The sequence below is a fragment of the Levilactobacillus hammesii DSM 16381 genome, assembly GCF_001434395.1.
Classification (GTDB): Bacteria; Bacillota; Bacilli; order Lactobacillales; family Lactobacillaceae; genus Levilactobacillus; species Levilactobacillus hammesii.
The window spans coordinates 263,144-287,507 of sequence record NZ_AZFS01000061.1; the positions used below are offsets into that span (position 1 = coordinate 263,144).

22 protein-coding genes are annotated in these 24,364 nt (G+C 49.6%); 6 read left to right on the forward strand and 16 right to left on the reverse strand.

Features of this window, described 5'->3' with window-relative positions:
- Nucleotides 1-293 precede the first annotated feature (293 nt).
- The 4 genes from FD28_RS09970 to FD28_RS09985 all read right to left on the reverse strand — a co-directional run bounded on the left by FD28_RS09970 (nucleotide 294) and on the right by FD28_RS09985 (nucleotide 4,651).
- Complete coding sequence (locus FD28_RS09970) at nucleotides 294-1,709, reverse strand: NAD-dependent succinate-semialdehyde dehydrogenase (RefSeq protein WP_057734895.1); 1,416 nt, start codon at nucleotides 1,707-1,709, stop codon at nucleotides 294-296.
- A gap of 263 nt (nucleotides 1,710-1,972) precedes the next feature.
- Nucleotides 1,973-2,539: a TetR/AcrR family transcriptional regulator C-terminal domain-containing protein gene (locus tag FD28_RS09975; RefSeq protein ID WP_057734896.1), complete on the reverse strand. Its 567-nt coding sequence runs from the start codon at nucleotides 2,537-2,539 to the stop codon at nucleotides 1,973-1,975.
- A gap of 297 nt (nucleotides 2,540-2,836) precedes the next feature.
- Nucleotides 2,837-3,361 (reverse strand): methylated-DNA--[protein]-cysteine S-methyltransferase, encoded by a 525-nt coding sequence (locus FD28_RS09980; protein ID WP_235806884.1) that lies wholly within the window; start codon nucleotides 3,359-3,361, stop codon nucleotides 2,837-2,839.
- 87 nt (nucleotides 3,362-3,448) lie between these two features.
- Entirely contained in the window at nucleotides 3,449-4,651 is a 1,203-nt protein-coding gene (locus FD28_RS09985) for an NAD(P)/FAD-dependent oxidoreductase (RefSeq protein WP_057734898.1), read from the reverse strand.
- 363 nt (nucleotides 4,652-5,014) lie between these two features.
- Here FD28_RS09985 and FD28_RS09990 point away from each other — a divergent pair, with 363 nt between their 5' ends.
- Nucleotides 5,015-5,659, forward strand: coding sequence for an SDR family oxidoreductase (locus FD28_RS09990; protein WP_057734899.1), 645 nt, complete (start codon nucleotides 5,015-5,017; stop codon nucleotides 5,657-5,659).
- Nucleotides 5,660-5,802: 143 nt separating this feature from the next.
- Here FD28_RS09990 and FD28_RS09995 read toward each other — a convergent pair whose 3' ends face one another.
- A complete protein-coding gene (locus tag FD28_RS09995; protein WP_057734900.1) occupies nucleotides 5,803-6,090 on the reverse strand; it encodes a hypothetical protein in 288 nt (95 codons plus the stop codon).
- A gap of 180 nt (nucleotides 6,091-6,270) precedes the next feature.
- Between FD28_RS09995 and FD28_RS10000 the strand changes: the two genes are divergently transcribed.
- From FD28_RS10000 to FD28_RS10010, 3 genes are all read left to right on the forward strand, one after another.
- A complete protein-coding gene (locus FD28_RS10000) occupies nucleotides 6,271-6,972 on the forward strand; it encodes a response regulator transcription factor (RefSeq protein ID WP_057734901.1) in 702 nt (233 codons plus the stop codon).
- A complete protein-coding gene (locus FD28_RS10005) occupies nucleotides 6,962-8,323 on the forward strand; it encodes a sensor histidine kinase (protein WP_057734902.1) in 1,362 nt (453 codons plus the stop codon). The genes FD28_RS10000 and FD28_RS10005 overlap by 11 nt, the downstream gene beginning before the upstream one ends.
- Before the next feature lie 92 nt (nucleotides 8,324-8,415).
- On the forward strand, nucleotides 8,416-8,667 hold the full coding sequence (locus FD28_RS10010; protein ID WP_057734903.1) for a hypothetical protein: 252 nt from the start codon (nucleotides 8,416-8,418) through the stop codon (nucleotides 8,665-8,667).
- Between the two features lie 666 nt (nucleotides 8,668-9,333).
- On the opposite strand, the gene FD28_RS10015 is transcribed toward FD28_RS10010, so the two are convergent.
- From FD28_RS10015 to FD28_RS10055, 9 genes are all read right to left on the reverse strand, one after another.
- Nucleotides 9,334-9,792 carry a hypothetical protein gene (locus FD28_RS10015; RefSeq protein WP_235806885.1) on the reverse strand — a complete coding sequence of 153 codons (459 nt, stop codon included), beginning with the start codon at nucleotides 9,790-9,792 and terminating at the stop codon, nucleotides 9,334-9,336.
- Between the two features lie 72 nt (nucleotides 9,793-9,864).
- Entirely contained in the window at nucleotides 9,865-11,265 is a 1,401-nt protein-coding gene (locus FD28_RS10020) for a DHA2 family efflux MFS transporter permease subunit (RefSeq protein WP_057734905.1), read from the reverse strand.
- Nucleotides 11,266-11,706, reverse strand: a complete 441-nt coding sequence (locus FD28_RS10025) for a MarR family winged helix-turn-helix transcriptional regulator (RefSeq protein ID WP_157059879.1) — start codon at nucleotides 11,704-11,706, stop codon at nucleotides 11,266-11,268. It lies immediately after the preceding gene.
- Nucleotides 11,707-11,860: 154 nt separating this feature from the next.
- Entirely contained in the window at nucleotides 11,861-13,621 is a 1,761-nt protein-coding gene (gene spxB, locus FD28_RS10030) for a pyruvate oxidase (RefSeq protein WP_057734907.1), read from the reverse strand.
- A 445-nt stretch (nucleotides 13,622-14,066) separates the two neighbouring features.
- Nucleotides 14,067-14,987: a magnesium transporter CorA family protein gene (locus FD28_RS10035; RefSeq protein WP_057734908.1), complete on the reverse strand. Its 921-nt coding sequence runs from the start codon at nucleotides 14,985-14,987 to the stop codon at nucleotides 14,067-14,069.
- 207 nt (nucleotides 14,988-15,194) lie between these two features.
- Nucleotides 15,195-15,950 (reverse strand): nicotinamide riboside transporter PnuC, encoded by a 756-nt coding sequence (pnuC, locus tag FD28_RS10040; RefSeq protein ID WP_057734909.1) that lies wholly within the window; start codon nucleotides 15,948-15,950, stop codon nucleotides 15,195-15,197.
- Between the two features lie 325 nt (nucleotides 15,951-16,275).
- Nucleotides 16,276-16,746 carry a MarR family winged helix-turn-helix transcriptional regulator gene (locus FD28_RS10045; RefSeq protein WP_057734953.1) on the reverse strand — a complete coding sequence of 157 codons (471 nt, stop codon included), beginning with the start codon at nucleotides 16,744-16,746 and terminating at the stop codon, nucleotides 16,276-16,278.
- A 278-nt stretch (nucleotides 16,747-17,024) separates the two neighbouring features.
- Nucleotides 17,025-18,737: a glycoside hydrolase family 13 protein gene (locus tag FD28_RS10050; protein WP_235806886.1), complete on the reverse strand. Its 1,713-nt coding sequence runs from the start codon at nucleotides 18,735-18,737 to the stop codon at nucleotides 17,025-17,027.
- Nucleotides 18,738-19,486: 749 nt separating this feature from the next.
- A complete protein-coding gene (locus FD28_RS10055; protein ID WP_057734911.1) occupies nucleotides 19,487-20,881 on the reverse strand; it encodes an FAD-binding oxidoreductase in 1,395 nt (464 codons plus the stop codon).
- A gap of 143 nt (nucleotides 20,882-21,024) precedes the next feature.
- Here FD28_RS10055 and FD28_RS10060 point away from each other — a divergent pair, with 143 nt between their 5' ends.
- Together FD28_RS10060 and FD28_RS10065 are read left to right on the forward strand one after the other, a co-directional pair.
- Nucleotides 21,025-21,477: a MarR family winged helix-turn-helix transcriptional regulator gene (locus tag FD28_RS10060; protein ID WP_057734912.1), complete on the forward strand. Its 453-nt coding sequence runs from the start codon at nucleotides 21,025-21,027 to the stop codon at nucleotides 21,475-21,477.
- Nucleotides 21,478-21,491: 14 nt separating this feature from the next.
- The gene (locus tag FD28_RS10065) at nucleotides 21,492-21,986 is read left to right on the forward strand and encodes a GNAT family N-acetyltransferase (protein ID WP_057734913.1); all 495 of its coding nucleotides are present in this window, start codon (nucleotides 21,492-21,494) and stop codon (nucleotides 21,984-21,986) included.
- Nucleotides 21,987-22,155: 169 nt separating this feature from the next.
- Here the strand turns inward: FD28_RS10065 and FD28_RS10070 are convergent, their stop codons facing one another.
- The gene (locus FD28_RS10070; RefSeq protein WP_057734914.1) at nucleotides 22,156-22,815 is read right to left on the reverse strand and encodes an ABC transporter ATP-binding protein; all 660 of its coding nucleotides are present in this window, start codon (nucleotides 22,813-22,815) and stop codon (nucleotides 22,156-22,158) included.
- Nucleotides 22,816-22,827: 12 nt separating this feature from the next.
- On the reverse strand, nucleotides 22,828-24,297 hold the full coding sequence (locus FD28_RS10075; RefSeq protein WP_057734915.1) for an ABC transporter permease: 1,470 nt from the start codon (nucleotides 24,295-24,297) through the stop codon (nucleotides 22,828-22,830).
- Nucleotides 24,298-24,364 lie beyond the last annotated feature (67 nt).

Consider the following 24,364-nt stretch of genomic DNA (forward strand, 5'->3'; position numbering starts at 1 on the left):
GGCCGTGAAAGTGCTGTTAGCTGGCGATTTTTTCAGCCAGTTTACAGCACGGGCGACTTTGGAGACAGGTGCTCTTCGTGGCTCCAAATCGAGCGAGAAGACTGGTGTTCTTCCAGGCTGAAGCGTCCCCACAGCAGGCGGAATCCCTGGCAGCCGGAGTGCGCCCAATTTAGATAAATTTAATGGCGCGAATGCTGACCAACGCTAGGATGAGGCAGATATTTCATCTTTCAATCTTTAGCTGCAGATCAAAAAAGACCCGGATCGATTCTCCGGGTCTCGTTAGGCTTTATTTAAAATTTATGAGGCAATACTAGCCCACCAAACTCATTGTCGTTTGGCCGGTCACGCTTAACCACCAGTTCCTGATTAACGAAGCTAGAGATCCCCGTTTGGCCAAGTTCACGACCAAAGCCAGATTTCTTGACCCCACCGAATTCGAGTTCAGGTAAGGAACTGAAGAAGGTGTTCACGAAGACCATCCCAGTTTCAATTCGTGACGCCAACTCTGCACCGTATTCAGCACTGCCCGCAAAGACGATCCCACCCAATCCGTAATCGGAATCGTTGGCTAAGGCAATGGCCTCTTCGTCATCCTTGACCTTGTAAACCTGAGCGACTGGCCCAAACATTTCCTTACCGTAAGCCGGATTGTCTTTGGTAATGTCGGTCAAAATCGTTGGCATAAAGAACTGACCATCGCTGTCAATTGGTTCGTGCACATAGTAGGCCGTGGCACCACCGGCCAGTGCCGTGTCGACTTGCTCTTGCAAATGTTCCTTCGCCTTCTTGGAGTTCACCGGTGCCAAGGTGGTCTCAGGGTCCATTGGATCACCCATCTTAACGGAGGAGAACGCCGCTTTTAAGGATTCCAAGAATTCATCATAATGATTTTCAGTCACGATAAACCGCTTGGAAGACGTGCAGACTTGCCCAGCATTGTAGAGTCGTGCCCGTGGTGCAACGGCCTTGACGTCATCCATATTGGCATCATGTGCCACGATAAAGGCATCTGTCCCACCTAATTCCATGGTGTTCTTCTTAAGGTATTTACCAGCCACTTCAGCGACGGCAACACCACCGCGTTCAGAACCGGTCAGGGCCACACCTTGAACCCGCTTATCGGCAACCACCTGGGAGACCTGATCGTAGGATAAGAACAGATTCGTTAGGGAGCCAGCTGGTGCCCCAGCACGGCGGACGGCATCCTCAAAGGCTAAAGCTGAGGCTGGCGTGATGGCCGCATGCTTGAAGACGATGGGGTCACCCACGGCAAAGTTAGGCGCAAAGATCCGCATCATTTGGTAATAAGGGAAGTTCCACGGTTCAACGGCCATTAATACCCCAAGTGGGTGGTTTTCCAGCTGTGCTTCACCGGCAATCGTTTCGATTGCACGCGGTTTAAGTAAGTCTTCGGCATGATCCGCATAGTAATCCGCAATCTCGGCACATAAGAGCACCTCACCCTGTGCTTCAACAAACAATTTCCCCATATCTACCGTTAAAACCTTAGCGAGACTATCCGTTTCGTCCTTGAAGATCTGTGCCAGTTTCCGTAAAACCGGAATCCGGGTTGCGACTGGATCGTTCCGCCACTTTTTGTAGAGTGCTTGTGCCTGAGCTAAACTCGTTTCAACATACTCTGGCGTTGCGTCCTCGTAGGTTTTTACAACTTCATTGGTATAGGGATTCGTCGTTTGATAAGCCATAATTGTCTCCTCCTTACGGGATTGTTCACATTCACAATGTAACCCTTTACATTCCGTACTATACGCTGTCAAAGCTATAAATACCAGCATTTAGATTGTGATTATTTGTACAGATTTAGTTTGTGAATTCACGTATTAATTTTGTCACTTCACAATTGACAGTTTAAAAATTGGTCTACCTGTATCGTAAAGAAAGACAAACAAAAAAACGGCTGAAACAGGCTGGCCGAATCCAGTCCTGTTCATCCGTTCTCGTTGACACTTTAGCTTAACTTCCAACGGTCCAAAATCCCGTTGAACAGACGGTTAGCCGTCGTCATTTGATCTAAAACCGTCCGGGGGGTCGCGGTAAAGTTATCGTTCGCCCACTTATTAATAATTCCCAACGCGCCAGCAGCAATAAACTCAGCTGACGTGTCGATCACGTCTTCCTTTAAGTAACGGTACTCGGGCATTGCGTGGAGCAAAATTGACAATCGTGAAGCCACAAATTCGTTCATTGATTGACGCCAAACGCCATCATCATAAGGATAAGCGTTCAGGAAAATCTTGGAATTCTCAGCAATCCGTTCCAACAATTGGATCGTTGCTGGTCGCCAGTTCTCCAAGGTCAGAGCAATCGGTTGTTCGTGACGTGGTGCTTCAACGATAAAATGTTGATAGACAAAGGTTAACAACTCATATTTATCGGCAAAGTAGTAATAAAACGTCTTCCGGTGAACTTCCGCTTCATCCGCGATCTCACGGACCGTAATCTTATCAAACGTATTGTGGTTCAACAACGAAGCCAAGGCCTCCGCAATTCGCTCCTTAGTTTCCGATGCAGCCATCGTGATACCTCCAATCATTCACACACCATTTTATTTTATGTTTTGTGTGGTCCTAGCAATTCCCCCGAATGCTAGTAACCTTAACTAACACCCCAAGCTGACTAAAATTATACGCGTCTTCCGGTGAGAAAAAACCCTTTTCGCGAAAAAAGTCAGGTACTTGCTGAGTAGTTACACCTATCAACAGTGCTACTGATTTAGCTTTTGAACAGCCTTGATTATAGCATATCTACCGGTACATTGTACGATACTTTTGTGCACAATAGTTAGGAAATCCGAAACTTTTTTCAAAAATGCCTAATTTTTTTCGAGAACTACGCGGTCACTCACCTCCGAAAGACGTCCTTCCAACCGCAGAAGTGCTTTCTTTCGCGTCAGTCCCCCCGCGTAGCCAACTAGGTCACCCGTTTGACCAATCACACGGTGACACGGAATCACCAGACTGATCGGATTATGGCCAACCGCATTCCCCATCGCACGAGCGCCCGGGTTGTGACCAATGATGGGGGTCACTAAAGTTGCCAGTTCACCATAGGTCCGAACTTCACCGTACGGAATGGTTCGTAGTACCGACCAAACCGCCTCTCGGAGTGGCGTTCCCGTTGGTCGAACCGGAAAATCAACTGTTGGTTGACGGCCTGCAAAGTAGGCCGTTAGCCACGCCGCCAGTTGCTCAAAGACTGGCAATTCACCGGTCGGCGTTGCATCCGGCAAGGTACTGCCGTAGTATTGCTGATCGGTGAACCACAGGCCCGTCAACGCCGTTCCGTCACTAGCAGCTGTAATCGTTCCCAATGGCGTCACGAATTGCTTTTGTCGCATCATTTATCACCCTTTTCGCTTCATTTTAGCATTAAAAAAGCGGGTAGGCTAATATTGCCTACTCGCTTTTTCAAAGTTGTCCGATTTTTAGTGGTACAGGTCGAACCGTCCCTTGCTGAAGACGGTACTCAGGCGGGCACTCTCCAGAATTGAACGGTCGGTAATGACTTTCTTTAAGGCTGAAGCTGGGTAGCCCTTTACCTTCCGTTTGTTACTAAAGATTTCACCAATCCCATCGCGATCACTTAAGGAAGCCACGGTTCCGACTGACTTGTAGACAAATGGCCGCGTTTCGTGGCCCCGCAGTTGCAGACCAATGTTCTTAGCCGCTTGTGCACCGGCCGCCAACGCAATCTGTGCGGTCGTTGGGTAAGGTCGATTGCTCTCGGGATCCATGACCGCAGCCACATCCCCAACAACGTAGACTTCCGGATGACCTTCCAGAGACAGATCATCTTTGACCACAACCCGATTCCGCCGTTGTTCGAAGCCAGAGTCAGCAATCACGTGGGAGCCACTAACCCCAACGGTCCACACAATCGTGTTTGCTGGCTGTTCATGTTGCTCGTCGTTACTGTCCGAGTAAACCACGACCCCCGGTTTGATTTCTTGAATGTTTGAACCTAGCCGCATTTCAACATCGTGCTTGGCCATAAAGCGCATGGCATATTCAGCCAAGGACTTGTCAAACATTGGCAGGATGGCTGGCGACCGTTCCAGGCAAATTAATTTGATAGCCGGTGTATTGTAACGGGTCTGAAGTTTAGGCAAAGATTGCGTTAACTCGCCTAAGAGTTCAATCCCGGTGAATCCAGCACCACAGACGGCCACGACTAAATCATTCGGGTCTTGCGTCTGCGCGTAATCCTTAATCCGACCTTCAATGTGGCGATAAACCGCCTCTGAAGTCTTCAAATCATCCATCGGCAGGGCATTTTCTTTAGCGCCCTTCAATCCGAACGTTTCGGTCTGGAAGCCCAGTGCCAGAATAAGGTAATCATAAGTGATGGGCTCATGATCCTTCAAGGTGACCTGCTTTTGATCAACATCAACGTTGGTCACAGCATCCTGAATGAAGGTCACACGATTGCCAATCACGTCATTGATTTCGTAGGTAATTCGATCAGGCGCAATGGTCCCCGCCGCTACCTCGTGAAGATTCGTCTTTTCTGCGTGGGTTCCTGACTTATCCACTAAAATAATCTCGTCTTCACTGGGTACCTCACGTTGTAAAAACTTAATTGCCCGCATGCCGGCATAACCGCCGCCTAGAACTAAAATCGTTGCCATTGTAAACGACCCCTTTTCTGCTTGTAGTTCCCCAACTCATGATTAGCTTGTTAACACTACTGTTAATTAAAACGGTTACATTTTTAACCAACATCCACTCCCCCCGGAGGAATCGGTGGGTCTGCTAACCATTAGGGATGATTTACTTCTATTATACGAGTTATCAGGCGAAAAGCTATTGATAACGGTTAGCAATTTTATTCACAAGTCTCTCTGTGGTTGGGCAACTGCTAGCGCCTGCGTTCATGACTTCAATCACGGGCGAACCGTTTTTACAATCCACGAGTCGCTTTAGCTGAAATTTCCGGGTAAAACCTTTAAGGTGGAAGTTAGTTAAGTGAACGAGACTTAGGAGGTTTTCTCATGACGACATTAATTATTGGTGCACACGGCCACGTTGGCCAACACATCGTGAAACAATTAGCAGCCACGGGCGAAAAGGTCTACGCCGGCATTCGCTCGGCAACACAGTCGGACACCATTACCGCACTCGGAGGTCAGCCCCGAATCGTTGACCTAATGGGGACGCCCGAGGCCATGGTGCCCGCCATGGCAGGCGTGGACACGGTAGTCTTCTCCGCCGGCTCTGGTGGTAGCACCGGCGATGATATGACCCTGAATATCGACCTGGATGGTGCCATCAAGTCCATGATTGCCACCGAACAGGCTGGTATCAAGAAGTTCATTATCGTCAGTGCCCTAGGGACCGATGACCGTGCCTTCTGGGAGAAATCCGGCATCCGGCCTTACTACGTCGCGAAATACTACGCCGATCAATGGTTACAACACCGGACCAACCTGGACTATACCATCGTCCGGCCGGGTATCTTAACCAACGATGCCCCAACCGGTAAGATTACGTTAGATCCAGACAACAGCGACATCAAATCCATTAGCCGTGAAGACGTTGCCGCCACCGTGGTTGCCGTGGTACAGCATCCCCTTCCCAAGCAAACCATTGCGCTGGTGACGGGTGATACGGCCATTACCGATGCCATTAACGCCTAATCACACAACGACCACGCTCAAGTTAATCTGGCGTGGCCGTTTTTTTATGCTCTCTAACCCAAAAACCGGTAACGCTCACTGACGTCACCGGGGTTCAGGCTTCTATTCTGTTGGCTATCCCTTAAATTGGTGGCCTGTAACGTTTACTTTAATTGATCATCGCTGTGTTTTTGATCAAGGTTTAGAGCGCTGGCGTCCACAGCCGTCTGAACTTGACTAGAAATCTTCTTCGTCGTTACCGGCTTCAAATGAATTTTAGTGATCTGAAGTTCGGTGTTCGGCCGAGATTTTAACTGCACCGTCGTCTGAACGACGGGGGTTGCGGGCGTTGTCACCGTGGCGGCAGATGCACCAGCGGAAGTTGCCAACAGGGTTGTTAGGGTCATGGCACCCAGCATTACTTTAGTCATCATCGTTTTAATTTTAGTCATTTTAACCACTCCTCAGTTAGTTGTTTTGGCTGATCGCTTTCGATGTCTTAGTTATACCATCTGACGAGGCCCTGAATCTTTAAGCTTGATTAAGATTAAAATATGAATTTCTTATTTTAGCGCTGGATTCATGTGGTATTATGCCTATAACCACGTCATACCAAGGAGTATCTCGATATCATGAAAAATACAATTCTATTAGTTGAAGACGAAGAGGGCCTGGCCAGCTACGTTGCCAAGGAACTCACCTTTGAAGACTTTGACGTCTTAACGGCGGCGGATGGTGAGGCGGCCTGGGAGACTTATCAGGCCAGAAAAGATGACTTACTCCTCGTTCTTCTCGACTGGATGCTACCCAAAATGGATGGCATGCAGGTTCTCCGCCGGATTCGCAAACACGACGACCTGCCCGTCATTATGATGACGGCTCGCGATTACCTTGGCGATAAGGTCACCGGTCTTGATACGGGAGCCGACGATTACATCACGAAACCATTTGAGATAGAAGAACTCCTCGCGCGCATCCGCGTGATTCAACGACGGACGGCCCACCAGAGTGGTCTCGACCAGACCTACCATCTGCAAGACCTCACATTGGTCACCAAAACCCGTCAGGTTGACCGTGCCGGCGAAACCATCCAGCTCACCCAACGCGAATACGACCTGCTCCTATTTCTCATGCGGCATCCTGGCCAGGTCTTCACCCGTGACGAACTGCTCGACAACGTCTGGGGCGTCGATTTCTTAGGCCAACAGAATGTGGTCGACGTCTATATCGGCTACCTACGTAACAAAATCGACGTGCCCAACGCCCCGCATCTGTTCCACACGATTCGAGGCGTTGGCTACAGTCTTAAAGAGGATGATGACGATGTCCACTAAACAACCCCGGACTTACGCGGATATCATCCGCCGTTCCTTCACTAGCCTGTTGCTGACCATCGGGATTATTATCGTCCTGACCGTCAGTATCACCTTGGTGGTGGACCAACTGCTCCGTGCACAGAACCAAGCCGAACAACTCAGTGCCAGCCTGGAAACCTCGCAGGTCACCAACTTTCAGGATTGGCTGGCGATCAATCGCTCGAGCGGGCTAAATTCCCACAACACGTTTGTCTTTATTCGCAATGCCAACGGTTCAACGACCTCGCTATTGCCCCACGGCGCTTCTTTAGCCGCGGCCGATACGTGGTCGGTCCCCTTCACTCATTTAACCTACATCAAGGGCTGGGGACTCTTTTTTGCTGAAGCCTTGAAAACGGGCGGGCGAACCTACCACCTTTACATTGGCATGCACGTGCTAGTCGGTAACCTCCACGTCCTCATTTCGGTGCTAATCATTGCGATCGGAATCAGCCTGCTAATTGGTCTCTGGTTCGTTCGGCGCCTAGCCAAACGGATCAGCGCCCCCACGATCCAACTCGCCACGGCCGCGCAACAGGCCGCAGCCAATCCTGAGATGACCCAAACCGAGTTGCCCCAACCCACAGAACCCGTTGAGGTGGCCCAGTTAGCTAAGGACTTCAACCAACTCCTGGCCTCCCAGAATGGCCGCCTGCAACGCGAGCGCCAATTTATTTCCGATGCCTCTCATGAGTTGCGCACCCCCATTGCCACGATTCGGGGAAATCTCAAGCTCATTAAACGCCGCGGTGATCAGCATCCCGAGATCATTCCAGAATCATTGGGATTTATCGATCAAGAGTCCCTACGGATGCAACATCTGATTGAAAATTTACTCCATTTATCCCGTGCCGATCGGGCCGAAGTTGTGCGACAACCCATCGCACTTTCCACGCTGGCGCAGGGGGTTGTCAGTCATTACCAACCGCTCATTTCGCAACCCTTAACCTTCATGGGCTCGGATGAAACCGCCATGGCCCTGGGGGATACCGACATGCTCCACCAGATTCTGACGGCCCTTCTGGACAATGCCCACAAGTATTCTCCAGCCGACCAACCGATTACGGTTCAGGTCGCCACCCATGCGGACACCGTGACTCTAACGGTCGCTGATCTGGGCGATGGCATTCCAGCAGCCGACCGTGCCCACATCTTCGAACGCTTTTATCGCGTGGACGCCTCACGTTCTAGCAAGATTGAAGGCAGCGGTCTGGGCCTCGCCATCGTGGCCCAACTGGTTCAACTCAACCAGGGAACCATTACGGTGGCTGACAATGTTCCCCGCGGCACCCGTTTTACGGTAACGCTACAGGCCGCTAAAAAAAACTAAGAAATTCTCAGACAATCCTTAACTAAAATCAAGGACGTTCGTGACTTTTTTCGGTTATACTGGGTTCATAAATTGAAAGGAAGCGGACGATTATGCTGATTGATGACAACCCAAAAATTAAGTCGATTACTCCCGCCCAGATTACGAAGGTCTTTTACCCTTACGTCATCGCCAAAACGGAAGCCGGAAGTTACGTCAACATTAACTTAAGCGACCAGGAGCGCAAGGATCCCCTGTTCTGGGAGTCCATTACCAATATTGCCAAGGCCAAACTCTGGGTCCCAATTGGTGAAAGATTCCACCAACTGCTGGCCTACGACTGGACGTACTCGGCGGCTTACTAGTCACCGATTTCACCCCTAAAATTAAAACACAACCGATGACGCGGCGTTTAAAGCCTTCAGCGAGAGGATAACGCACACCACCTGGTTTCAACGACACAGTGGTAACCTTGATCATGCTGCCGCCTTACCGTTCGCCAAATTTGGACCGGAACGCGGTGGGCAGGACGGCCAAAGCCTGTGGAGCGGTCTTTGACCTCGCTCTGAGCCGGAAAACCACCGTCTCAGAGTCGCCATTTTTCAAGTGGAACACTTGAAAAATCCCACGGCTGGGTCCAAATTTGGCTCACTCACGGCTACTTAAATGACCGACCATTATGGTTGGCAAAACCCAGTTGCCTTGGCGATGTCTGGATAAATTTAATTGCCAGGAACCAGCGTAACCGGAGACGGCCAGAGATGGCGGTAGCTGTGGCGACGGTGTTGACCAAGGGCTTTACTCGGTCTACAGCGTGGGACGTGGTTGGAGACCGGTGAACCTTACCGGGCTTCAATCCGATTCTCAGGCCGCAAGTGAAGCGATCACGGCCACAGCGCCAAAGATTAATTTGTAATTTCGTTCTCCTCAGTTTTACCCAATTTCATTAAAAATAGTCCTGAACCCCAGCAGTTGCTGTGATTCAGGACTATTTTTGTGATACCATTTTCAGTTTCCGGCCATCGCCCCGTTTACCGGGGCATGGGCTTGCGGAGAATCTCAGCCTTTTTGCGCAGTTGTGCCCGCGTCTGGCTCACGAGAATATCAGTTGGGTGGGCGATGCGACCGTCCAGAGAACCCCCAAAACTCGCGACACAGAAGCTAACAAATCCCCAAGCCGATGGTGACCAGTACCCAAAGTAAGGAGCCACAGCCACCATAACCACGAAGAAACCAATACTGAGTAAACCACTAAATCCCTGTCGACCAAACCGATTGAAATAGGGATATTGCCGAGTAAATAGGTAATCGACAATTAGAATCGCTGCCATGGTCCCCAGTGCAAAGTGCTTGACCGTCAGTCGATCGATAAAAATTACGGGACTCATCATCAGCATCAGCGTCATTAGAAACCAAAATGAATGAAAACCATACCGCCAGTCATACCGCATTCCGGTCGCCTCTCTTTCAATCAACAATCGCATCTTCATTGATAGAAGTTTAGCATGGGGTTCCTAAAAATAGGTTAACTCGCGGCTGCTATGGTAAAGCCAACGGCAATACTAACGCGAAGCAGTTGGCTGTGAGACCTTGAACGCTCGAAGCATACAGAGCAAGGCCAGGCCCCCCGTTACGACCAGGACCAGTAAGGCCCACTGGGAACCCACGGCCGTTTTAACCACGGTGCTCCCCTGTCCACTGGCTTGACTGGTTGAAATAATCATGGAGACCACCGCGGTTCCCATGGCGCCAGCAAACTGCTGCATGGCATTCATCAGGGCGTTGCCATCGGCCTTTAGTTCCGGCTGTAATTGTTTCAGGCCAGCCGTCATGACGTTGCCAAATGCTACACCAATCCCGACCATGTAAACCACATAAAGACCCAGAATTGCCAATACCGACAGATGCCGTGCCGCAACCGTCATCACAATCAGACTGAGTGTCACGGTGCTTAAGCCCAAGATAATTGGCCGCTTGGCGCCAAACCGATCGAGGATCTGACCCCCAATCGGCGAGAAGGCCGCTCCGATAACGGCTCCTGGCAAAACCACTAGCCCGGCAACAAACGCCGTTCTTTCATCTACTAATTGAAGATAATTAGGTAGGATAAAGGAAAGTCCCAGAGCCGTCGTTTGGATGAGGAAGAACGCTGCCAAATGCCAAGCAAACGCCTTATTTTTCACCGTATCGAGCTTGATCAACGGGTGTTCGACCCGATTAGACCGGAAGACAAACCCGATCAAACCGGCAATGCCGACGACCCAGGCGCCCAGCACAGACCAACTGAATAGCGGCTGACTTCCGAGCGAACTAAACCCATAGATGAGGCCCGCAAAGGTTGCCACGACCGTCAACATACTTAGTACGTCGAAACGCTCGTGAACAATGGGTGAAACCTGTTGAATGGTCTTTAACCCCACGAAAAATGAAACAATCAGAAATGGCAGTAAAATCCAGAAAATATACCGCCAGTTCAAACTCGTGACAAGAATTCCGCCGTAAGTTGGGCCAATGGCGGGGCCAACCGCCGTAATCAGGGTCCCCACTCCGGTCATCATCCCGATCCGACTCAACGGCACCTGTTCCAAAATAATGTTAAACATCAGAGGCAACGCAATCCCCGTTCCCAAGGCTTGGACGGCCCGGCCGATGAGTAACCAAATAAAGGCCGGCGCTAGGGCATCAATCAAGAGTCCCGCAATGAAAAGCAGGTTAGCCGTCACAAAGAGCTGTTTCATCTTAAACCGGCGTTTCAAATAAGATGAAACTGGCACGATACAGGCGACAATTAGAAGATACAACGTCGTCATCCACTGGACCGTTCCAGTCGTCACCCCAAACTGTTTCATCAACGTAGGGAACGTAATATTCATTGCTGTTTCAATGATCACACCACTCAGCGACATTAAACCAGTCGCCAGCACAGCACCCACAACACGTGGTTCAATTTTTTCTGTTGCCATTTATGCATTCTCCTCTTTCGTCTTACCCCATTGGGCAACGCTCTGTAGGGCTAGTTGAAACGCAACCGCCTCTTCGGGGGTGAGATCCACGACCATCCGCTCATCCTGCTGTTTCAAATATGCCGTCACGATGGGAACTAATTCTTGTCCCTGCGACGTCAATTGTAACTGTCGCTTGCGACTATCACTGGCCGCCACCACCCGGGTTACCAACTCCCGTTCCACCATCCGTTTAATCAACATGGAAGCGGTGGAACGCTGAACGTGAAATTCTCGTTCCACATCCACTTGGAAAGTCGCAACGTTCCCGCGCCGGCCCAAATAATCAACCACGGACATCTGCATCCCCGTCAGCCCATACGGCTGGGCAAAGGCATTCATTTCAAGGTTCATTTGATGTTCCGCATCGCGTAACCACGCGCCTAATCTTCTATCAGACAATGACCCACGTCCCTTCTTTGTTAGTCAGCTAACAATTTTAGACCGATTCTGTCCAAAATTCAAGAGGAAACTTCTCCGCCCCACTTTGGTGCCTAAAAAGGGAGCGTTCCAAACACACGTGCTTGGAATGCTCCCTATCGATCATCAATTAAAATTAAAGATTGTCACCCTTAGCTCGCAACAACTCACCTAAGGCAGGTTGTGCCTTAACATCAATGTGATTCTCCTTGGCGTAAGCGTCTACCGTTTCTTGACCGTAGAGCTTGGCATCCAATGGCATGAAGGCCGTGCCAATTGGATCATCATCCTTGATGACGGCATTGACGACGATTGGCTTCTTATTGCCCTTGGCCTGAAGATCCTTAATCTGATCAAAGACCTTTTCAACCTCGGCATTGTTGGTTACGGTAAACCCAATGCCGCCTAAACCTTCGGCAACCTTAGCCCAATCAGCATCGGTCAGGTCAACCCCATACAAGTGTTGTTTCGTATCAACCTGTTCTCTGTAAATGAACCCGAAACGACGGTTACTGAAGACCACGTTGATGACTGGTAATTCATAACGGGCTTCCGTAATAATATCTGGGGCAACCATGGCAAAGCCACCATCACCGGAGAATGACCAGGCTTGCCCTTCTGGAACGCTTAAGGCGCCGGCCATTCCGGCTGGTAAGCCGTAGCCCATCGTGGCAAATAACCCGGACAAAACGAACCGTTGTTGCTTGTCCATTGGCAATCCCCGAACAGACCATTCGGAAACGTTCCCGGTATCGACCCCATACGTATCCTTTGGGCCCACCATTGCGGCAACCTTCTTGGTCACGGCCTCGGGTGCCAGGCCGTGGCTATCATCATCGGCCAGTTGAGATAACCACTTGTTCCAGTTTTGTTTGTTTACGCGGTTGGCTTTAATCCAATCCGTTTCAGGTAACGTTTCACCCGTGGCAATCATGGCCTGGAGGTAACTCTTGGCGTCACTGATGACCGCGTAGTCAACGGGAACCATCTTACCAATATCAAAGGAATTATCGTTAACTTGGATAATCTTGATGTTCTTAGGCCAGAACTGAGCGAATGGAAATTCGGAACCCAGGAACAGAATCAAATCGGTGTGTTGTAAGGCCTCAAAGCCTGACTTAGAGCCTAACCGACCGAACGTCCCAATGGCATTAGGATGATCCGTTGGAATCACACCGGTTGCCGGTACCGTATTGATCACAGGAATATTGAATTGTTCACTGAACTTAACCAATTCATCCCGGGCACCCAACAAGCCGCGACCAGCGTAGATCAAAGGGTGCTTGGCCGCCTTCAAGAGTTCCAAGGTTGCCGTAACGGCCTTAGGATCAATCGTTTGGGTAAACGTGTCGGACACTGTATTCGGCGTCTTGACCGGTTCATAATCGATTTCAGTTGCGGAGAGATCTTCTGGAATGATGACGACGGCAGGACCCTTTTGCCGGTAAGCTTCACGAATAGCCTGGTTCACCATGTAAGGCAGTTGTTCAGCCGTGGTGGCCGTACGATTGTAAACCGCCACGTCGCTAAACATAGGCGTTTCATCCATTTCCTGGAAGTAGTTCGTGTTCATCGTCGCCGTGGGTACTTGGCCCACTAAGGCTAACATTGGCACGTGGTCCATCTTGGCATCATACAGGCCGTTAAACAGATGCGTTGCACCAGGACCAGCGGAACCAAAGGCGACCCCCACTTTGCCCGTGTACTTGGCATCAGCCGCAGCGGCTAAGGCCCCAACTTCTTCGTGACGCACCTGAATATATTGAACCTTATCCTTCTCAAGGTACAACCCTTCTACGGTGTGGTTGATTGAACCCCCAGGAATCCCATAGAGGTGATCAACGCCCCATGCTTCCAAAACTTTTACCAACGCTTGACCCGCAATCATCTTTGTCATTTAAATCGCACTCCTTAGATATGGGTGTCGCCTAAAAAAGCACCTCGAAATCATTGATTAGTCACATCATAGTCCGTTTTGAAAGCGAATACCAGTATTTCTACTTACTTTTTGTTAGTGAAAATAATCACTTAGTAAGTTAGCCTGCCTAATCCCCATAAATACCGCGGTTTCGGTAAATAAAGCGCCTTCACAAAATGATAAATTAATGAGATGCCACGCCACCTAACAAGCCGCAACGCTGGGATCATTCCCAAAAGTATGGCCAGAGGTGATTCGTCAATGCACCTTAACGTCTATAGCCGGCACGAGCTGCTTGCTGGCCCACGTTTTGGCACCGTAATGGCCAAGAAAAATGACTACTTCAGAATTTATCCTTCTGAAATAGTCATTTTTTGAGTGATGTCCGGACTCTTTACCGAGCCTATGCTTATTTACCCAGATTTTACCAAAAATGTCGATGTTTCAACATCAATGCCACCCAAACCATCACGCCTAGCGTAATGGCCACAGTGATTAGCCAGGAAACCCCGCCATAGTTGGTGAGGGGTAATTTCACGTTCATCCCATAGAACCCCGTTACAATAGTAGGAATGGTTAAAACTAGTGACCAAATCGTTAAGAACTTCATCGTGTCGTTTAGGTTATTATTCAAAACGTTATTGAACGTCCGCGAAATTCGGTCTACAACATCCGCTTCGATTGCCGTCATTTCGGAGGTCTGTCGTGCTTCAATCACGGCATCGTCTAGACGCTCCTGATTGCTGTCCGATAACTGCCGGCCAAACGGCGTATTGCTCAGATTCACGGCCATCATGGCATTGTTCCGCGTCGCACTCACGAAGTAAGCCAGGCTTTGTTGCAAGTTAGACAGCGCAATCAAATCTTTATTGTCCGGTGACTTATTTAGTTGCTTGTCCAAGCGATTCTGTTCCGCATTAATCTTACGAATCGGCCCAATGAACTGGTCGAACAGGATAAACATGCCGACCAACAGAAGCTCGTTGGTATCGTAGATCTGGTTGATTTTTAGCCGTTCACTCAACAGGGTGTTGACCCAATGGGTATTCTTAGTCGTAATGGAAAAGACCGCGTTGCCCTTCAAAAGGAACGTCACGGGACGGGTAATATACCGCTGGGATACCTGATCGACCACAACTGGCACGTGCAAAACGAATAATTGGGAATTTAAAAATTCATCACGGTCATAGTGGGAACGTTCATTTTCATCGGTAATATACGTCAGGATTTCATCGGTGAGGCCATATTTGACCTGCAACTCATCGCGATCGGACGCCTCTTCAACCATGGTCATTACCCATACCAGGTCTTGGTCTTTCGCCCCGAGCTTTTTTTCTACTATCATGGTCTCTACTCCCTCACTAAAACAATGCCTTTAGTGTACCACGTCCCCCATGACTGCGCCCAAAAAAATCACGGATTGTTTTTTCAATCCTATTCTGATGGGCCAAGTAAAAACTAAATTCACCACACACGGTCGGTCTACATCATAAAAGCCGCCGTTCCAGACCCCACGCCTGAAACAGCGGCTCCAATCACTAAACCGAATTTATTAGTTGGTACTTTCACTCAAACTTGCCGCGTAGGCCGTTTCCTGCTTAATCACCCGCGCCCGTTCTTTCTGGTTGTACCAAGGCGAAATGGTGAAGGCCAGCACGTCGTTAATCAAATAGACGGAACTATTGATAAACATGGCCAAGGTCGCAGAACCTTGCCGGAACGAGATAAACCACAGCACCATTTGAGCGAGGCCGGAAGCGATCCACCAAATGTATTGATTGTTGAACCGCATAAAGCAAATCACACCCGCCGTCAAACTGATTGCAAAGCTAATCGCGTCGACCCATGGCCGCGGATCATCCGTGAAGGCACCGATACCCCAACCGGAGATCAGGTAAACGGCAACCGTCGCAAACAGGGCAATTGCCCAGCTCTTGCCCGTAAACTTACGGATCTTAGACGCCATATTGACGTTCCAGCTTGCACTCAGCAGAACGGGAATATCCAACGTCAAGACATAGGCCAGCTGTTCAAAAATACTCAGATAGTTTTTGGCAGCAAAACCGGTCACAATGAAACAAAACGCCGACAAGACACCCAGAAAGCCATTAACAGACTTGGCGGCATTGATGGCCAGGACACACAGCACACCTAGCGTGGTTCCAATAAACGTCAACACTGTCAGCAACGTTATTTTCTGGCCAACTAGGGTCATCACTTGGCATCCCAGACTGAAAAAGAAGAGATAATAATTCTGTTGGGGCCACCCCTTAAGTTGGTGAGATAAAAACTGAATATAATGCTTCATGCTAATGCGCTCCCTCATGTTTTATTAACCACATATAGTATTTCTCTCGCCGGCGAGGTGGCTTTTTAGCACAATATATTGTGGTGCTCGTTTTGAACAACAGGTTTGATTATAGCACGCAATTTCATCTCTGGAATGAAAAAATTCAGATTTGTTTCACTTACATTTCCACGTAAGAAAACGATTACACGCCTGTCCCGTCTTCTGTGAAACAAAAAACTGTAACACCCGTGAATTGCACACTTTGTTTTATTTGAGGGGAAAAAGGCCAAATAAAAAAGACCAGTCGTGAACGACTGATCTGGTTAGCTATCGCTTAAAACAATCATGCTTCTGGTGATTCCGGTGTTAGTTTCGCCGTTGCGGTGGCTAACATCTGGGTTAACTCCCCCACCGTCAGCTGACTGCCGTCATCCATAATGGTGGCCTCACTCATGACCTTAGCAGACTTCACAAGCAGATCATGGCAGGCACGTTCTAGGTCCTCCCCAGTCGTCGTTAATGACAGTGGACGAACCCGGCGATCAGATGTCTGATAGCTCTGTAGAACATAGCCTCGGCGAATTAACTGCGAGATCCCCCGCGAAACTGCAGCCCGAGAAATTCCTCTACTGTCGGCAACGGTAGCTGATGTCAGCTTACCTGGATTTTCTAAAATATGGTGCAGAATTGCATATTGGTCCACCGAAATCCCCATGGCTCGTTGGAACCGCGTTGCCGATTTTTCCAATTCTCGCTTCAATTCCATGTAAGATTCGAAAAAACTTTCCGCATGTACGACCTTACTCTTTGCCATAGTATTCATCATATCCTTATCTTTACTTACTAACCGCTAAGATAATTAACACGATTAGCAATATGCAAAATGGTTGACCCCATAGAAATATCTATACATTTAATAATAAAGAACAATCTAGCGAAATGCAATAGAATTTCACTAATTTGTCAAAAAGTTTATGGTTTAAACTACTCCTCGCATCATTTCGACCCACAATTAATCAACAAATGTGATATACATTCGAGTGTATAAAAAAGGCGGCCGCGTTTTCACCCGGATCCGCCCCGCTTTCAAATTTATTCTAATTTCCGTAAATGATACAGCCGTGCTTCCCAAGGCTGTATCTGCGTATCATCCGAAGCGGAATCAATCCGCATATTAGTCACGATCATTTCGCTCGGATTCAAATCAAACTCCTGGGTTGTCGCAGTTTCATTGCTCATGTTCACGACAATTAACCAATTATCACCATTATAGGTTCGGCGATAAACATACAGCTGGTCATCCTTTGTGTCGATCAGTTCATAGCGCCCCTTCTGTAACGTGGGCACTGTTTTTTTCAATTGAATCAGTTGCCGATAGAACGTGAAAACTGAATACGGATCGTGACTCTCACGTTCCACATTAACCCGTTCTGCGAGTTGTGTCGGTGTGATCCACGGTTGTTGGTCTGAAAAACCACCATAAGCCTCGCCGTTCCAAGGAAACGGGGTTCTCGCGTTATCGCGACTCTTGGCCGCCAGCTGTTTCAAAATCTTGCTTTCAGCCACACCCTGTGCCCGCTGCTGACGGTAGTATAGCCGACTATCTAAGTCACGATAGTCTGCAATACTGTCAAATTGCGCGTTGGGTAATCCCAGCTCTTGACCTTGATAGATGAAGGGGGTGCCCTTCATTAACAAGTACCACAACCCCAACGCTTTGGCCGAGCGGCGGCGATAATCAACGGGATTCCCATAATACGAAACAGCTCGGGGAAGATCATGATTTTCAATGAACAGTGCGTTCCAGCCCTTGTCCGCCATTGCCAACTGCCATTTCGACAAGTTTTCACGTAAAGCGGCTACCGGTAGTTTAGGCTCTGCATCCTCCCAGTAATGCACGTGGTCAAACTCCAATAGCAAATCGAAGTAACCCGTATCGGGATCCAGCCATCGTTGTGCCGTCGCCATATCAATGCCGCCGGCTTCACCAATGGCCAACAAATGATTGCGTTGCAAGACTGGTTTCAGGGCCGCCAAATAAGGTGTTACTCCAGCGAAGTCCTGGTAATAGCCCGTTCGCGGTTGCGCAACGTCCGCGAAGTCTGCCCGTTTTTTCAGGTGCGTCACGCCATCTAGACGAAAACCATCAACGCCCCGATCGGCCCACCACTGGATGATGGCTGCCATCTCTTGCTGAACAGCCGGATTCTCCCAGTTTAAGTCCGGTTGTTTTCGCGCAAACGTGTGCAGATAGGCTGCCTGACTGGCCTCGTGGTACGTCCAAGCCGAGCCACCAAAGACGGACTCCCAATTGTTGGGCGCCACATCTGGGGTGGTTGGCCGCCAGATATAGTAATCGTGATAGGGACCGGTTGGATCAGCGAGTGCCCGCTGGAACCAAGGATGCTCGCTCGACGTGTGATTCAACGCCAGGTCAATAACCACCTTGATATCCGCCGCATGCAACGCCGCGACCAACTGATCAAAATCCGCCAAGGTGCCAAATTGTGGCGCCACACCGCGATATTGGGTCACATCATAGCCGTTGTCCACACCGCCCGAGGGATAAAATGAGGCGATCCAGACGAAATCGACCCGCAAGGTTTTAAGGTAGTCGATCCGCTGCTGAATACCGGCAAGATCTCCAATACCATCATGATTTGTATCTAAAAAGCTTTGCGGATAGATCTGATATCCGACTGCTCGTTGCCACCACTGTGCGTCGCCCATGACTTTCTTCCTTCCATAACTCAACTTGCGCAACCGATTGCGATTGATAAGAACCAGCCTTGCATTCGCTTTCATTGTAACAATAATTATCCGGTTTGTCGGCTCCTTTTGCAAGTTTTATGCCTGATTCACCAAAGGCTAAAAATTCCAGTGTACCTCTAACAACAGTTGGCCTAAAACTGGGCAACCTGGTGGTCCCTTCGCCTTACCGGTCGGCAGATATGGACTGGAACGGGGCGGGCACAACTTGAAGCCTCGAAAGAACCGAGTCTACAAGCTTGGCCTTCTTCTAAGCTGGAATACCACCAGCTAAGAAGAACGACGCGCCTGAGCCCATATCTGCCGACCTCTCGGCTTACACGGCGTTCTTAGACGACTGCGGTAATAACAACAGCCGTCGTTATGGATTGGAACAAAAAATACTAGTTGCCAACGTTTTTTAACTATTTTCGTGATAAAACACACTCAGAGCCGGAGGCGGCCAGGGATGGAGCCAGCCGTGAAAGTGGTGTTAGCTGGCGATTTTTTCAGCCAGCTTACAGCACGGGCGACTTTGGAGACACGTGGCTTTCGTGGCTCCAAAGCGAGTGAGAAGACTGGTGTTCTCCCAGGCTGAAACGTCCCCACAGCAGGTGGAATCCCTGGCAGCCGTAGTGCGTCCAACTTAGCCAAATTTAATGGCTCGAATACTGACTAATACTGAACAAGACCAGTATTTCATCTTTCAACCTTTAGTTAATTCACAAAAAGCCCGTCAGCCCCATACCGCGGTGGCCAGCGAACTTCATTTTACTCACAAAATTCAATTCAATTAAACCAATTGATTAGTCAATCTTTCGCTTAGGATTCAGTAAGTTCATGGGATCAAACAGCGTCTTAATCTGGTGTTGAAGCTGATCGACCGTTTCACCCAATTCGGGGTTGTTCCATTGATTTTTCAGCATCCCCACGGCGTGTTCTCCCGAAATGGTGCCCCCGAGTTCCAACGTCTTCCAGAACGTCTGCCGCAAGGCCTCAATAATCACTTCCGGCACTTCGTCAACAGCCTTATCCCAAACAAAAGTTGGATGGACATTCCCATCACCGGCATGGCCCGCCGTATAGATGGTAATCCCCAGCTTTTTACCCAATTCCTGCAGATAATCCATCATGGGGGCGAGCTGAGACAGTGGCATCGCCATGTCTTCCATCAGATGATTGCGTCCCGCAAAAACGGCTGGGAGCATATCACGCCGCAGTTGTTCCAGATCGGCCTGTTCTTTTTCATCCGTGGTCACCGTCACGTTTTGTCCGTGATACTGATCAAGCAAGTCCCGGACAACCTGAACATTTTCGGGACTGCCACCCTCGAGCCGAAAGATCAGCATAGCGCCACTGTTATCAGCATAGTGGGTCTTCTCATATTTATCCAACGCCACTACAGTATTGCCATCTAACGCTTCCAACATGGTCGGATAAACCCCGGACATGCGAATCGCCGTCACGCCCTGTGCCAAGGCTGACATGTCCTCAAAGAACGCCACGCCCATCACGGATTGTCCCAACGGAATTGGCATTAATTTTACCGTGACTTCGTAAATGATTCCCAAAGTCCCCTCAGAACCAACGAAGAGCTGGGTCAAGTCGTAGCCAAAGGCCTGCTTGAGTGTGCGACCGCCCAGCTTGACCACACGGCCATCCGCCAAAACCGCCTTTAAACCCAAGACGTTGTCCTTAGTGGCGCCATAGCGCACCGTGCTCATCCCACCAGCGTTGGTCGACACGTTACCGCCGATTGAAGAGAACGGCTTCGAACCAGGATCTGGTGCGTAAAACAAGCCCTGTTTCCGCGCTTCCTTATCCAAATCACCATTGACCACGCCGGGCTGAACAACGGCCACGGAATCCTCTTTACTGATTTCTAGGATCTGGTTCATTTGCCGCGTCGACAGAATAATGGCACCGGTGATGCCGTCGGAACCAATGACCGTACTGCTAAAAGTCGTCTGCGGAATCACGGCAATATGAAATTTCCGCGCCGTCCGTAAGACCCCTTGAATATCCGCCACACTCGCAACCGACACAAAAGCACGCGCTAAGCCCGTTTCACCGCCAGTCGCATTGGGATTAAAGGATTGCTTCCGCAACGTCTCCTCGTCCGTCGCAACCGTCCCATCTTTCACCTGCGCCTTCAAGTAAGCCACAATATCACTGTCAGAATAGGCACTGAACACTGTCATCACAAAGACCTCTTTTTATTTGAAATAATTCATAGGTCATTCTAACAGAAGATTTGCAAAATTACTTCATTATCGATTTATTTTTGTTGCAATTACAACTAAAATGCCGTATACTCAATCGTATTCAGAAATGAGGCGATCTTTTGGCAGAAATTCTACGGCCAATCGGGGCTATCGCACGGGCCCTCGACGGTATTAGTAATATCGAATTCAAGGAACTGGAACTAAGTCGCGGTCAATATCTCTATTTAGTGCGAATTGCCGAACAACCCGGCATTATTTTAGAAAGGCTGGCGGCCATCCTCAAGGTCGACAAGACCACGGCCGCTCGGGCCATTCAGAAGCTGGAACGAAACGGCATCGTGGAACGACGCCCCAGTCCGACCGACAAGAAACAAAAACAGATTTTTATGACGGCCAAGGGCCAAGCCCTCTATCCCATCATTCACCGTGAAAATACGTACTCTAACCAGGTCGCCCTTCAAGGTTTCACCCCCGCCGAGCGCGATCAGCTCGCCGACTACTTAAATCGCGTTGAGACCAATATTGCCGCAGACTGGACGGCCGTGAAACACGGTCACCACCGCAACTACTGAAAGGAACTCCCCCTATGAAAAATATGAAAATTATTCCCGTAACCGTCGCTGACCTGGAACAACTCCATGAGGTCAGCGTTGAAACCTTCACGGCCACCTTTGGCGCTGTGAATACACCAGAAAACTTAAAAGCCTACTTGGAACACGACCTCAGCCGTGACCAACTTCGCCGTGAACTCGCTGATCCCCACGCCGGCTTTTTCTTCATTCAAAAAGAGGGTCAGCTCGCCGGTTACGGCAAGCTGCTCTACCACGCCGATGATCTAGAGATCCAACGCGTTTATGTCCGTGAAAACTTTCAACACCACGGTCTCGGCCGCGACTTTTTGGAATTTGCGGAACAGACTGCCCGGGATAAACACCTTCCCAAAGTCATCCTCGGCGTGTGGGAACACAACGACAATGCCCGGGCGTTTTACCAAGTCATGGGTTACCACCGGTATGGCGCCCATACCTTTGATCTGGGCAACGACCACCAGACCGATTTTTTGATGGCTAAAACCCTGTAAAGACGGGCTAAATGCCCTTGAAAACGACCCAACCCAAAATTTCAAAACGTCACTCAAAAATCGACTTTTTCAGAACTTAACCGTTTCTGAAAAAGTCGATTCTTTTGCCATTATGATGTCGAAACCTAGGCCATCAAGCAGTCGCCGTCCGATGGCCCACACTCAACTTCTAAGCCAGCTGGACAAACTGCTTATTCTCCAAGCGATACTGATGATCACACTGAGCGGCCACGTCTGGCTCATGGGTCACAATGATGACACACTTCTTCTGCTCGTGCGCGATCCGCTGAAATTGCGCAATCACTGCCTGGGTGTTGTCCTCATCCAAATTTCCAGTGGGTTCGTCCGCGACAACTAGCCGCGCGTCACAGCACATGGTGCGGGCGATTGCCACCCGCTGTTGCTGGCCACCGGAGAGCTGCTGCACGTTTCGGGTGATCAGGTCATCACCAATTCCCAGATCGTTTAAGATCCGTTGCGCATACCCCTTATCTCCGGCATGACTCGCACCGGTGATGGCCATGGCCGTCAGAAGGTTATTCAACGGTGACATGTAGGTAAACAGATTGTACGCTTGAAAGACGATAGCCACATCGTGTCGTCGGAAATTGGTTAAGCCAATCTTCTTGAGCGAGCGATCATCAAGGAAAATATCCCCTTCACGCGGTTTATCCAGCCCAGCAATCAGGGATAAAAACGTGGTCTTCCCGGTACCACTGTGCCCGAGAATCGCGTAGGATTGGCCCGTTTCAAATTCCAGATTAATATTTTGAAATAGGGGTTGGTCCTTATCCTGGTACCAATAGCCCAAATCTTCAGTTCTTAACATTAGCGTTCCTCCTTAGGAAATCAGTACCTTCTTTGGCTCCAGTCGCAAGATTCCACCAGACGCAATCATGATCGACAAGAACGTAATGGCTAAACCAAATCCACCGAGCTCCGCTAAATCCACGGCGCTGACGCTGATTTCCAAGTTCGGATTTTGAGTCTTAGCACGGTTAGTGGTTGTGGAACCCGGACCCCCGGCACCACCACGCATGCCACTGCCACCACTACCGCCTGGTTGACCGCTACCCCCGGGCTGTCCGGTGGAACCACTGCTGGTCGTTTGGGTCGTTGTACTCTGTGAGACCAGCTGAGAACCCAACTGGTTGCCCACAAATTTGCCTCCCACACCGGCAATCGCCAAGGCAATCACGATCACCATCAGCATTTCCGTAAAGAATTGGGCCACGATCTTCCAGCGCGCTTCCCCTAGGGAAAGGAGAACCCCGATTTCGAAGCGTCGTTCGCGAATCATCAAGATCACAATCAACGCCAGAATAATCGTGCCGGCAATGGCGACTAACCAGACAATCTTATTGGCAAAGCCTTCCACATTGTTCATTGACGACTTAATGGATTGATAGCTCGCATCATCGGTACTCAGGGCATACTTGCTGCTGATCAACTGGTTACCCGCCTTCTTCGTGGCACTGACCTGAGCGGGATTTTTCACGTTAAACGTAACGGAATCCGCCGTTCCGGCATACTTACTCCCCTTAATGGTGTTGGCAAGTGTATATGAGGCATAGATGGTGTTGGCCGGATCTGTACTCATCGGGCCAGCACTCGCAGCGCTGGTTGAGCTCGCCTTGTAAATCCCCACCACTTTAACCTTGACGGTGCTCTTAGAACCGGTCGTTTCCTTAACGGTCATGGTGTCACCCACCGTTAAGTTGTTTTGACTCGCTAAATCCTTCTCGATCACCACGTGGTTAGTGCCTTTATCGGCTGCGGTAATACCGCGACCCTTGGTCAGCTTACTCTGACTATTGGCAAAGGCTGTGGTCAGCGCGGTCGACGTCACCCCATCAATCTGGGTGTCACCGGACGAACTACCAGTAGCTTTCATCCCACCTGGACCCCCGCTATTGCCGCCCATCCCGGTACTGGTTGAGACGGTATCATAGGACTTAGCATTCGCCGTGGTACTACTGATGACGTTGTAACTCTTGATGTTACTAAGCTTAGCGATCTTCGTGGCATCACTCAACTTAACCGGTGTGAGCGTCAGCTTCGGTCGACTAGACTTCGATGAACTACTAGAACTGCTACTCTGCATCTTCTTAAAGGCCGCTTGTCGGTTGGCCGACAGGGTCATCGTGGCCCCCGCATCGTTTTTAGCGGTCTCCATTGCCTTAACCGCCGCACTTCTAATCAATAGACCCGCTAACACAAACATTAAAATGGCGGACGAGACCAAAATCAGCAAGACTGACCGGCCCTTCTTCGCCCACACGTTTAACCAGGCTCGTTTGAAAAAATTCATTCGAGTCGCCTCCATTCCTAACATGTTCTCGATTATGGCAAACCGGGCTTATCGAAAACCTAAAGTC